Below are 11,568 nucleotides of genomic sequence, written 5' to 3'. Positions count from 1 at the left end.
AAAAGGCAAGAGGAGATAAGAAACGTTGTAGATGCTATAAAAGAATTCCATCCTAACAAAATTGCTTTGGAAGTTGAAAAAGAAAAAAATCACTTCATAACTTCTCCGATTGATCGATTCCCAACGTTCTCCATCCAATCTATTGCATATATCTCTTCATGTTTTAACTCGGCTGCCGCCCGAAAACCAAACTGATGTATTTCATCTATCGATAGCTCTAGTTCATTGTTTAAATATTGATAATACTCTTCGTTTAATAAGTGATTTTTTTCTTTTTCAACTTCCAAAGCAATTTTGTTAGGATGGAATTCTTTTATAGCATCTACAACGTTTCTTATCTCCTCTTGCCTTTTAGTAGATCGTAAATTATCCGTTTCTACACTATATAAATCAGAAGTATTTCCCATATGAAATGTCCCTAATATCATGATTTTAGTCATTATTTATTATCATCCTCTCCCAATAAGATAAAATTAATTTCATTAACACATTGCAAAGTTAACATAATTTTCTATCATTTTCCCATATGTAGGAAAAAAGGTAAATAGATTTATTATTAGTTGGGGTCTTTATAAGAAAACGATAAATAAAAAAACAGAGCAAATTCTATGCGAATTGCTCTGCTATTCTAGATGATTTAATATTCATTTTTTAAACTTGAGTCTACTCCAAGGGACAACGGCTTATGGTAACGCTTAGAGCTTAATGTTATTCGGTTCGTGTCATGTTTTTGGCGTAAAATATTTCATCCATTTCTGTTTTAAGCTTTTTGGTAATAGAGATTTTCTCTTCATTGGATAGCTCGTCTTCCTTGTAACCGAAGAGGTAGTTATTCAAATCAAATTGTTTAAGCTTACATTTGGTATGAAAAATATTTTCCTGATAAACATTCACATCAATCATATGGTAATATTCCTGCAAGGCATCCGGAATATAATTTTGAATGGAATTAATATCGTGGTCAATGAATAATTTATGACCCTTCACGTCTCTCGTGAATCCCCTCACTCGGTAATCCATGACCATTACATCTGTTTCGAAGGAATGTATTAGATAATTTAGAGCTTTTAACGGAGAAATTTCTCCACAGGTTGATATATCAATATCTGCTCGAAACGTACTAATTCCTTCATCTGGATGATATTCAGGATAAGTATGAACGGTAATATGACTTTTGTCTAGATGACCAAGAACGACCTCTGGTATTGGCCCTGGGGATTGCTTAAATGATTCTATTGGTGTTTGATCCACGGGTCCTTCTGACACTAATATGGTCACACTTGCACCCTGTGGCTCGTAGTCCTGTTGAGCTATGTTTAAAATATTAGCTTCTATAATGTCGGACACTTTTGTTAATATATTGGTTAGACGCTCAGCGTTATATTGCTCATCAATGTATTCAATATATTTTTCCCTTTCTTCCTTCGTCCTTGTATAACAAATATCATACATATTAAAGCTTAGTGTTTTCGTCAGATTATTAAAACCATGTAACTCGATTCTTTGTTTTGGTGTCAAACTCATAGACATAACCCCACTTCCAATAAATTGAAAATCCATACTTTTATAAATATGTGTATCAACAAAATACAATGTCTCTTCAATTTTGTCTTCCCTAATATTTGAATAAATAAAACTAAAATCAATAAAAAACTCCTGAATATTTAAACAGGAGTTTATATAAGTCAATTTCATAATTTTTGTTTTAATAAAATTGACTCATATATATTTCTTCTATTTACTCCCAGTTATAAGGAGTAGCCTGATAAACATAGTAATTCAACCAATTAGAAAACAATAAATGTGTATGTGCCCTCCATGTATTTAATGGCTTATTTGAGGGGTTGTTATTTGGGAAATAGTATTTGGGCATCTCTATATCTATTCCTCTAGTTATGTCTCTATGATATTCCTCTGCTAATGTGTGTGCATCATACTCTAAATGACCAGTGACCATCACCATTTTATTGTCGTTAGATTTTACAAGAAACACACCTGCTTCCTCCGACGTAGATAAAATAGTTAGTCGCTCATCCTTTTCTATTTCTTCTTCAGATACAGAAGTGTAACGAGATACGGGAGCATTAAACTCTTCATTAAATCCTCTTATTAAATTCTCCACTTGGTTAGTTAATATATGCCGATACACTCCTGAGCATTTTTGAGAAAGTGAGAATTTATCTATACCAAAATGATAATACAGTGCAGCCTGCGCCCCCCAACAAATATGTAACGTGGAGGTGACATTGGATTTAGACCATTCCATTATTTCCTTCATTTCATTCCAGTAATCGACCTCCTCAAATGGCAACTGTTCTACTGGAGCACCAGTTATAATCATCCCATCAAACTTTTTTTCTCTTATTTGATCAAATGTCGTGTAGAAAGTATCCAAATGGGTTTTGCTAGCATTCTTGGATTCATGCGTTGCTGTATTCATAAAGGTTATATTCACTTGTATAGGAGTATTTCCTAGAAGTCTTAATAGCTGAAGCTCCGTTTTTTCCTTCTCAGGCATTAGATTAAAAATAATAATGTTAAGTGGACGGATGTCCTGCCTGTAGGCACGCTCTTGATCCATGAGAAAAATTTTCTCTTCTTTTAACAGCTTAGCTGCAGGTAATTGTTTCGGAATATTTATAGGCAATGACTTTCCCCTCCCAATGAAATGCGCAAGAGCACCTGTGATTTCGCCCCACAAAAAAGTAAGAAAGCGACCAGGAGCAAGGCGGCTATTAAAATAAATACCCCTCTTTCCATGTAAGAAAAGAGAGGCAAGAATTTGCTAGCTAGCTCTTATCTTCCAAGATCGTCTTGTTAGGAATTAGCACCTTTCTGTATAACAGAGGTTGCCGAAGTATCACAGGGCCTAATCCCTCCACTTCTCTTGATAAGAATATTAAATTATTTAAATTATTCATTAATAAATCATATTAGCATGCTCTATTACTTATATCAACCTATTTTGAGAAGTATTCTGGTCATTCTGCTAAATCTAGCCATTTCTCTAATAATTGCTCCAATTGCTCCTCTACCCGAAGTTTTTCCAAGCTTAATGCCTCATAATTTCCCCAATCATTCTCTATGCTAATTTGTTTAGTTAGCTCATCTAGAACATTTTCGAGATCACTTATTCGTTTTTCCAGAGGAATTTCCTTTTGTTGTTTGACAGGTGTTGCTTCTTTTAAGGGCTGATTGATTACTTTTTTCATAGTATTTTCTTTTGAGCAGAACTCATTCCATTTTTCCCTTGCCCATTCATAAGGACCTTCAAATGTGGTAAGCACGCCATGCTCTAGCCAAGCAGTCCTTGGAAATAGTTTATTTAGAAAATATCTATCGTGAGATACTGCAATAATAGTCCCAGTAAAATCATCTAGCGCTTCCTCTAATACCTCTCGTGAATCAATATCAAGATGATTCGTTGGCTCATCTAATATTAGACAATTTATGTCTTGATGCATTAGCTGAGCAAGACGGAGTCGCATTCTTTCTCCTCCACTTAAATCAGCAATTCTTTTAAAAACATCCGCCCCATAAAACATAAACTTCGCTAAAATGTGTCGGGCCTCTCCCTCTGCCACATTTACTTCAGCTCTAAAAATATCTATCAAGCGAGCTTTGGGATCTGTTATTTCGAAATGTTGAGAAAGATATCCTTGGCGAACATTACTACCAAATCGTGCTTCACCCGAGTCAATTAACTCTACTCCTCTGAGAATATTCAAAATGGTAGTTTTACCTGTTCCATTCCTACCAACGATTGCAAGACGGTCCTTCCAATATACATGAAGTTCTGCACTGTTTAATAACATTTTTTCACCAAAGCTTTTGAAAGCCTCTTCCATTATGACAACTTCTTTTCCGCTTCGGGGTGCCGCATCAAAAGATAGACTCATTTTCTTAGGGTCTATTAGAGGTTTACGAACCTTTTCCATCCGCTCTAGTGCCCGTTCCATATTCCTCGCCTGACGGTGTAAACTTGCATTTGGAGGAACTGCTTGGTTAGCCCATATCCTTAATCTTTTTATCGCTTCTCTCATTTTCTTTATCTTTTTTTGTTGTTCCTCATACTGTTGAAATTCACGAGTAAGTTTTTCTTCCTTTTCGATTAGAAAAGAAGAATAATTACCATGATATTTCGTAAGCATACCATCCTCAAGATCTGCAACTTTTGTAACTACCTTATGTAAAAAATATCGGTCATGTGAAATAATAACAACTGTTCCTGTATAACTAACCAAATACTCCTCTAACCACTCTATTGCAAACAAATCCAAATGATTAGTCGGCTCATCCAACAGTAAAAGGTCTGGCTTGGTTAATAGTAGCTGTCCAAGCATTATTTTAGTTTGCTCACCACCACTTAAACTTGAAAATGGCTGTTCTATAAAACCACCTAGCTGTAGCCCTTCAACTACTTTATCAATTTCGGAATCAATGGTATATCCGCCCTGTAACGTGAATTCTTCCTGTATGTCTCCATACTGCTTTAGAAGTTTTTCCATCGCCTCAGCATTTCCCACTGCTAGTTCGTTTTCAAGTATACTCATCTTTTTCTGTAGTTGCATGGTATCCTCGAAAGCATCATATAAAAGGTCTTTACCTTTAACGCTTTCTGAAAAAGTAGGAATTTGGGCTAAATATCCTATTTTCGCCCCCTTTTTAAAAGTGATTATTCCATGATCAGGTTTTTCGATACCCGCTATTAGCTTAAATAGCGTTGTTTTCCCACTTCCATTCCGTCCAACTATTCCTAATTTGTCCCCCAATTTAATATCTAATGACAGGTCCTCAAATATAAGATTCCCACCAAGCATTTTACTTATTTCTTGTATTTTGCATATCATTATGTTTCGCTTCCTCTCCAAATTATTGCTGGAAGCATTTTTCTGCATACAAAAAGACTGCTCGAATAAGCGAGCAGTCTTCTAATGTGGTTCAGAAAGAATGGCTTATCAGCTGTGAATTTCATGTAATTGTCTAAAAAAGGACAGACTGGTCCCGTTAGTAGCAAATCCATGAGTAATCGCACAGGATGTGGATAAAAATTCCAATATAAATCCATGTGCATTCACAGTGTTTTTCATTCTTCCTTCACCTCCGTCCATTAATGTAAGATTATTTTAACATATTCCATTATTTCGTACAATGTGAATTTTTATTTATTCGTAGCCTTCTAATCCCTCTAAGCCAGGATCATTCAACTCATTCGTATTTGGCATTCCTTCATCATTCTCTTTATTGACCTCTGCATTTCCGGATTCAGGCCCAATACTTTGTCTATTATTTTCAATGATTTCTGGTGGAGGATCTTCGTTTGATGTACGATTTTCTCCACAGGCAGTTAAAGTTAACAAAGTAAGTATAAATATAACTATAATTTTTTTCATGAAATACTCCTTTTGATACTGCAGCTAAAAAATAAACAGCTACAAATCCTTTTCATATAGAATGGTCTAATGAACTTATTTTATCCACAAAAAAACCAGCATAAAAATGCTGGTTCTTTTGCTAATTATTCTTCAATGTCAAAGTGTATTTCATCTTCGTCATTATATTCTGAGCCATTTTCAAATAATACAGTTGTTCGTAATATAAGCGTTGTCATTTCCTCTGCACCATCTGGAAGCCATCTTTCATCTGGCATGATTTCAAAAGGAATCATTTGCATATCCTTTGAAGCTACTGTGCCTACCAATTCTATAGAATGCTTGGAAACAACTTTGGGAGCTTCTCCATTAATCACTTTAAAGACTTCTAACTTAATATTCTCGATTTGCTCGTAGTCATGAACTCCATCAATATAAATCGTACCTGAAAGATTGATCCCATGTTCAATATAAGGATGATCCACCACAGTATCAATCTTAATGGATTTCACTTCAATACTGGAGTTGAATTTTTTGGCCATTATTCTCATTCCACCTTGTTATTTGTGTACTCATAGTGTTTTTCAACAACTGGTTCAAATTTATTGTACCTCTTTTTAAACATTGTGTAAAAATGGGATACGATAACTTTTAAAATAGCATAGCCAGGTATACCCAAAATTACTCCAGGAACTCCGAACATCGCACCAGAAGTAATCAATACAAAAATTATTGTAATCGGGTGCACATGCAATGATTTACCCATAATTTGTGGTGATATAAACTTCCCTTCAATTAACTGAACAATTGTCCAGACTACTGCAAGTTTGATAAGCATGAAAGGAGAGGTAACTAAGGCAATAATTGCAGCCGGAGTTATTGCTATAACTGGACCTAAGTAGGGAACAACGCTCGTAACCATTGCTATAACACCCAACAATAATGCATAATCCATCCCGATGATGGTAAAACCAATAAAAATCATAATACCTATACACATAGAGACAAGAATCTGACCCTGAATATACGAGCTGATTTGCTTATCGATACTAGTAAAAACCGACTTTATGTCATCTCTCATGCGTGGTGGAAAAATTTTCAGTACATAAGCAGGAAGCTTTTCGCCATCCTTTAAAAGATAGAATAAGATAAAAGGAACAGTAACGATTGCCAGTATAAAGCTAGTTAATATACCGATAACAGAGGAAATTCCTGTTGCAATTCCTGTAAAGGTTTCCTGGAAAAATGCACCTAGCTCCTTCGGTAAATCATACAGAAGATTAGCAACATCGGTTTCTATTTGCAAATAGTACGTGCTTATAAGAGAGTTCGTTCTCAAGAATGAATCTAAGCGGGTTAAGACTTCTATAAAATAACCTGGAAGCTCTTCTGCCAATTTAAAAAATTGAGCTTTTAAGAATGGAAACACTAGGAAAACTAATAAGGTAATAATACCAACCAAAGCTAAAAAGATGAGGAGTATACCAATCACTCGTTTAACTTTAATTTTTTCTAGCATACGCAATATCGGTCTAAGTAAATAATAGATGATGACTGCTAATATGATTGGTAGGATGACATTCCCTAGAAAAACTGTTAATGGGACAAATATGAAGGAAATTTCATCATAAATCATGATGATTAAGCCAATCATTAAAAGCAGTATAAGCGTAAATATAGTATTACGACCACCTAAAAATTTTATGTATCTAGTTGAGAAAAAAGAAGGTTTTTCAGGTTCCAATTTTACATAACATCCTTTCCTAACTTAATTTTACGAATGAATAAATTGTATCGCAAATTTAAAAGTCCTATTCACCTAAAAAATCTTCTATTGCTTTTCTATTTTCATCTTCGTCAATTACAAGAACTGCTCCTGCGTGACTATAGTTCTTATCATAATAGCTTCCTTCTACAGGAATAGTCAGTTTATCCATTTCTAGCTTTCCACTAACGATAGCATCCAAGACTCGAATAACTTTATCTTTACGTGAATAATCGGTTTGAATATACCCTTCGGCTGCTCCTATAAATTTCGGGATATTAGAAACATTTTGTATGGAAATGACCTCGTCCTTTAATGCTTCCATTACTTTTTGTTGGCGTCCAACTCTGCCAAAATCACCTTCTCCGTCTGCCCGGAATCGTGCATAACCAAGTATTTCCTGTCCGTTAAGCTGCTGTTCACCTTTTGTAAGTGAAACTCCAATTTTTTCAGACATATCCTTCTCGACATCCATCGTAATTCCTTCAGGAGCGAGAATATCTACCAATGACTCAAAGCTTCTAAAATCTATTAATGCATAATGATGGATCGGTATATCAAACATATTCTGAAGAGTTGCCTGCAATAACGATACTCCGTCTAAATAATAGGCTGTATTTAACTTATAGGACTTATAGTTAGGAATAGCAGCATAAATATCTCGCATAAACGAAATGACTTTAACGTCATTTTTTTCTTTATCCCAAGAGATGATCATCATTGTATCAGTTCGGGATTTCTCTTTCCCTCCCGCTCCGGAATCTGCTCCAAGGACTAGAATATTTTCTCGTTCACCTTTTGACCAAGCATCCCCTTCAAAGTCAATATCCTGTTTTACTTTTGTTTCATTAGCTAAATTATAGCCCTCCCGATATTGTAAAAATGAATAACCACCAATAGCTAATCCCAGAATTAACAAAGTAGTAAAGAATACTCTGCCTTTACGTAGTTTTTTTTTCGGTTTATATCGTCTTTCTAATTTTTGTTCTTCATCCATTATAAATCTCCCCTTGAGTTCTTCATCTATGCTGTTTTCATGGTAAAAATTTTAATTAGCCTTATTTATATCATACTCTTATAATAACGTATTTACAGTCAGTTGGTTTCAGATTTTTGTACAACGTGAAAAGTAATGGTAAAATCATTTTACTATAATAGGAGGGATTTAAAAATGATAGAAAGAGCTACGTTTGCAGGAGGCTGTTTTTGGTGCATGGTAAAGCCGTTTGATACTTGGGAAGGCATACATAAGGTAACATCAGGTTATATGGGGGGCCATATTGAAAATCCTACATATGAACAAGTGAAAAATGGTGACTCGGGCCATTTAGAGGTAGTAGAAATTCAGTATGACTCCTCTATCTTCGATTATGAGAAATTACTAGAAATATATTGGCAACAAATAGATCCAACGGATGCGGGCGGTCAATTCCAGGATCGAGGCGAAAGCTATACAACAGCTATATTCGTTCATAATGAAGAACAACGCATTCTCGCAGAAAAGTCTAAAGAGCAGCTTGCGGCTAGTGGTAAATTTTCCAAACCGATTGTTACGGTAATTCGAGATGCTGAAACGTTTTACGAAGCAGAGGATTATCACCAAGACTTTTATAAAAAAAGTCCTGATCATTATAAAGAAGATCTTGCTCAGTCAGGGCGCGTGGAGTTTATCGAAGAACATTGGGAAAAATAGTTTAAACTTAACGTTAGATTTTCAAGGTAAGATGCTTCAACTACGAGTGTATGGACTGCTGTCGTCCATACACTCGTAGTTTTTGTGGGCGGGCATGTTCATCAAGTTTCCTATTGTCACTAACTTGTTTAAATGATTATTTAAAACCTTTTCCAACTACAATTTCTTTATTCAAATGAACAAAAACAATCAAATCCCCGTTTTTATCAGAATTCGTATGATTAAATGTAACTGAATATACTTTTTCTCCGTCATAATCATCAAAAAGGTATTTTTTATTTTCTTCTGATACGTTAACCTTCTCAACCACAGAATCCATTGGAGAAGTTGGTATTAAATCTTGTTCAGATTCTGAAAGACTATTGAATGCCAATCGTTTCCTCCCTTTCATTTACTGTATACCTATTAAACATGCCCTTCCTATGGTTTAGTGTCAGCCTTGGCGTAGCAGTCTTATAGAGATGACCAGGTAAACGATTCTGCTAAAAGTATTACTGTATCCACCACGCCATACTTTTATCTTAAACAATCAATATCCCACCATATTCTTCTCTCCATTAAATACACTCTGGATGGTTTCGACATTTCTAGAAATTTCCTTAAAAATGGCCCACCATTAGGGTTGATATAAGCCCAACAAATCAACGTTTGATAGCTTTTGTTTGAACACCGTGCTATAATAAGAGCATTGTGAATTTTAGGAGGTATAGCATGATTGCAGTAAGTAATGTAAGTCTTCGATTTGGTGATCGTAAATTATTCGAAGATGTAAATATAAAGTTTACACCTGGTAACTGTTATGGGTTAATCGGTGCAAACGGAGCTGGTAAATCTACATTTATCAAAATCTTGTCGGGGGAAATTGAGCCACAAGAAGGTAATGTGATTATGAATCCAGATGAGCGCTTAGCGATTTTGAAGCAAAATCACTTTGAGTATGAAGAATACAATGTGCTTGAAACGGTGATCATGGGTCATAAACGTTTATATGAAGTAATGAACGAAAAAAATGCAATTTACATGAAGGAAGACTTTTCTGATGAAGATGGTATGCGTGCCGCTGAGTTAGAAGGAGAATTTGCTGACCTTAACGGTTGGGAAGCTGAATCAGAGGCAGCCATCCTTTTACAAGGACTAGGTATTCCTGATAGCATGCACCAAAAGAAATTGTCTGAATTAACTGGGTCAGAAAAAGTAAAAGTACTTTTAGCTCAAGCATTATTTGGTAAACCAGATGTACTTTTACTAGATGAGCCTACCAACCATTTAGATATCAAAGCAATTCAATGGCTAGAAGATTTCCTTATCAACTTTGAAAATACTGTAATCGTAGTTTCGCATGACCGTCACTTTTTAAACAAAGTATGTACACACATTGCAGACCTAGATTTCAGCAAAATCCAAGTTTATGTAGGAAACTATGACTTCTGGTATGAATCAAGCCAGCTTGCTACTAAAATGGCTCAGGATCAAAATAGTAAAAAAGAAGAAAAAATTAAAGAACTACAAGCCTTCATTGCTCGCTTTAGTGCGAATGCATCTAAATCAAAGCAAGCTACATCTCGTAAAAAAATGTTAGATAAGATTGAACTAGATGATATTAGACCTTCTTCTCGTAAATATCCATACGTGAACTTCTCAATGAAGCGTGAAATTGGCAATGACGTATTACAGGTTCAAGATTTAGGTTACTCGCTAGAGAACGAAAAACTGTTCTCAGGTATGAACTTCACTATGAACAAAGACGATAAAATTATCTTGTTAGGTGATGAGCTTGCTAAATCTGCTTTACTTCGTATGCTTGCAGAAGAGGAAGAGCCACAGGAAGGATCTATTCGTTGGGGTGTAACTACATCTCGTGCGTATTTCCCATTAGACAATGCAAAATACTTTAATGGTACAGAAACTTCACTAGTTGATTGGTTACGCCAATATTCACCTGATGATGAAAGTGAAACATTCCTTCGTGGATTCCTAGGACGTATGCTTTTCTCCGGGGAAGAAGTGAAGAAGAAACCTTCTGTCCTTTCTGGTGGCGAAAAAGTTCGTTGTATGCTTTCTAAAATGATGCTTTCCGAAAGTAATGTTTTATTGCTAGATGAGCCAACTAACCATTTAGACTTGGAATCCATCCAAGCATTGAATAATGGATTAATTGCGTTCAAAGGCGCTATGATATTCACTTCTCATGACCATCAGTTCATCCAAACGATTGCAAATCGTGTAATCGAAATCCGCAAGGACGGCTCTATTCTGGATAAGCAGCTGACATACGATGAATTCTTAGAATGGAAAGAATCTCAAAAATTATAATATGTAAAAAAGGGTATTCGTAAATAATTACGATACCCTTTTTTTATATCCCTTGTTACTAATGTAAATTTTTTTGTTTAAAAAAAGGTGTTAGACGTATTGTCTTACACCTTCTTAGATGTTTTTATAAAACGTCCTAGCAATGAACGTGCTGGTAATTTCCCAAGCAAGCTATCACCTGTCTCCGATACCTTTTTCATCGTATCTAACAGCTTATGTTCTCCCGCCCAATGCTCTTCAACGATTTCGGGGGAAAACTTATTTAAAAGCATATTGACGATAAATGCTGCAACAATAATATCATCCATGTATCCACCTGGTCCTATTAAGCCCTCGGGTAATATATCAATGGGAGTAATAAAGTATAGGATACCGCTACCAATAAGTGTTTTACTTTTTGCGTCAATGCGATCATCTAGCATAGA

At 35.3% G+C, this 11,568-nt stretch carries 13 protein-coding genes and 1 riboswitch; of the genes, 2 read left to right on the top strand and 11 right to left on the bottom strand.

Going from position 1 to position 11,568, the window contains the following annotated elements:
* Positions 1-89: 89 nt before the first annotated feature.
* The 9 genes from AC06OU_RS04900 to AC06OU_RS04860 form a co-directional block, all read right to left on the bottom strand.
* Entirely contained in the window at positions 90-440 is a 351-nt protein-coding gene (locus AC06OU_RS04900) for a DUF5694 domain-containing protein (RefSeq protein WP_475854346.1), read from the bottom strand.
* Positions 441-708: 268 nt separating this feature from the next.
* Positions 709-1,524 (bottom strand): adenosylmethionine decarboxylase, encoded by an 816-nt coding sequence (gene speD / locus AC06OU_RS04895; protein ID WP_475854345.1) that lies wholly within the window; start codon positions 1,522-1,524, stop codon positions 709-711.
* Between the two features lie 214 nt (positions 1,525-1,738).
* Complete coding sequence (gene metA / locus AC06OU_RS04890) at positions 1,739-2,647, bottom strand: homoserine O-acetyltransferase MetA (RefSeq protein ID WP_475854344.1); 909 nt, start codon at positions 2,645-2,647, stop codon at positions 1,739-1,741.
* Positions 2,648-2,793: 146 nt separating this feature from the next.
* Positions 2,794-2,897: riboswitch (SAM riboswitch) on the bottom strand.
* Between the two features lie 84 nt (positions 2,898-2,981).
* Positions 2,982-4,850, bottom strand: a complete 1,869-nt coding sequence (gene abc-f / locus AC06OU_RS04885) for a ribosomal protection-like ABC-F family protein (protein WP_475854343.1) — start codon at positions 4,848-4,850, stop codon at positions 2,982-2,984.
* 108 nt (positions 4,851-4,958) lie between these two features.
* The gene (locus tag AC06OU_RS04880; protein ID WP_298467850.1) at positions 4,959-5,090 is read right to left on the bottom strand and encodes an RAxF-45 family protein; all 132 of its coding nucleotides are present in this window, start codon (positions 5,088-5,090) and stop codon (positions 4,959-4,961) included.
* A 75-nt stretch (positions 5,091-5,165) separates the two neighbouring features.
* The gene (locus AC06OU_RS04875) at positions 5,166-5,393 is read right to left on the bottom strand and encodes a hypothetical protein (RefSeq protein ID WP_475854341.1); all 228 of its coding nucleotides are present in this window, start codon (positions 5,391-5,393) and stop codon (positions 5,166-5,168) included.
* 125 nt (positions 5,394-5,518) lie between these two features.
* A complete protein-coding gene (locus AC06OU_RS04870; protein WP_169361414.1) occupies positions 5,519-5,914 on the bottom strand; it encodes a sporulation protein in 396 nt (131 codons plus the stop codon).
* Positions 5,915-5,919: 5 nt separating this feature from the next.
* Entirely contained in the window at positions 5,920-7,116 is a 1,197-nt protein-coding gene (locus AC06OU_RS04865; RefSeq protein WP_342560721.1) for an AI-2E family transporter, read from the bottom strand.
* A 67-nt stretch (positions 7,117-7,183) separates the two neighbouring features.
* Positions 7,184-8,134, bottom strand: coding sequence for an LCP family protein (locus AC06OU_RS04860; protein ID WP_475854339.1), 951 nt, complete (start codon positions 8,132-8,134; stop codon positions 7,184-7,186).
* 174 nt (positions 8,135-8,308) lie between these two features.
* Between AC06OU_RS04860 and msrA the strand changes: the two genes are divergently transcribed.
* Positions 8,309-8,830: a peptide-methionine (S)-S-oxide reductase MsrA gene (gene msrA / locus AC06OU_RS04855; protein WP_475854337.1), complete on the top strand. Its 522-nt coding sequence runs from the start codon at positions 8,309-8,311 to the stop codon at positions 8,828-8,830.
* Positions 8,831-8,966: 136 nt separating this feature from the next.
* Here msrA and AC06OU_RS04850 read toward each other — a convergent pair whose 3' ends face one another.
* Positions 8,967-9,203, bottom strand: a complete 237-nt coding sequence (locus AC06OU_RS04850) for a hypothetical protein (RefSeq protein WP_475854335.1) — start codon at positions 9,201-9,203, stop codon at positions 8,967-8,969.
* Between the two features lie 338 nt (positions 9,204-9,541).
* Here AC06OU_RS04850 and AC06OU_RS04845 point away from each other — a divergent pair, with 338 nt between their 5' ends.
* Entirely contained in the window at positions 9,542-11,143 is a 1,602-nt protein-coding gene (locus tag AC06OU_RS04845; protein ID WP_169361410.1) for an ABC-F family ATP-binding cassette domain-containing protein, read from the top strand.
* 104 nt (positions 11,144-11,247) lie between these two features.
* Here AC06OU_RS04845 and AC06OU_RS04840 read toward each other — a convergent pair.
* On the bottom strand, positions 11,248-11,568 hold a 321-nt coding region (locus AC06OU_RS04840; RefSeq protein ID WP_475854333.1), incomplete at its 5' end, for a YkvA family protein.

This window comes from Psychrobacillus sp., assembly GCF_056205495.1.
The sequence above is the reverse complement of the archived record's forward strand: the minus strand, read 5'-3'. Positions and strand labels throughout refer to the sequence as shown.